This window comes from Desulfosarcina cetonica JCM 12296 (genome assembly GCF_001311845.1).
Classification (GTDB): Bacteria; Desulfobacterota; Desulfobacteria; order Desulfobacterales; family Desulfosarcinaceae; genus Desulfosarcina; species Desulfosarcina cetonica.
Window position 1 is genome coordinate 1 of record NZ_BBCC01000528.1, and the last position, 695, is coordinate 695.

The 695-nt window shown below is 41.7% G+C and carries 1 protein-coding gene; it reads right to left on the bottom strand.

Features of this window, described 5'->3' with window-relative positions:
- Window positions 1-6 precede the first annotated feature (6 nt).
- Window positions 7-695, bottom strand: a 689-nt coding sequence (locus JCM12296_RS40885) for a hypothetical protein (RefSeq protein ID WP_172684295.1), incomplete at its 5' end; no start/stop codon positions are given.

The following is a 695-nucleotide window of genomic DNA, read 5'->3' on the forward strand; positions in this document are numbered from 1 at the left end:
AACGGGTTAATCAGCGGCGCGGCCCTTTGCGTCCGCTGAATTTATGGGTTCGGCTTTTAATATTTTTGCGTATTGCATATCGATAAGCGCGAGTCTTCCCACCAAATCGGGAAAAATTTGGGAGCCTATTATTTGAGTCATAACATATTTGAAATCGCTATAGTCGTCGGAGCTGAAATCATAAAAACGTACAAACCTCATTTCTACCTCATCAGGCAATAAACGATCTTTTGGGTAATCCCAATATTGCGTTTTATTCTTTTCACGACTTATCATAACTGGAACGCCATTATCAGATGATGGAACAACATGGTAAAGAGATAGCCCTTTCTTGGGATCTGACATATGGCTTTCGAGTTTCGAAATTCCATCGTCCAATGGAATAGCAACGAGGGCGTCGAACATTTCAATTTCAATGCGGCAAAATGTTTCTTCGAGCTCAAAGGAACCACCATGTTCCTCTATCACAGGAACATAATGCTTGTTCCATATGTTTCTTACGCTCTCACGATAGTTTAAAAATACTCTTGTTACATTTCTCATAATCATTATGATAGCCGAACGACAAGGTAAGGGGCCGGGAGCAGGCACTGCCGAATGTCCCAAAAAACCCGATTTTCCAATCAATTTCACTTGTTCAAAATGGCACCGTAACTCCCGGTCCGCTTGAGTGATTGGTTGGCCCTTTTTGATAA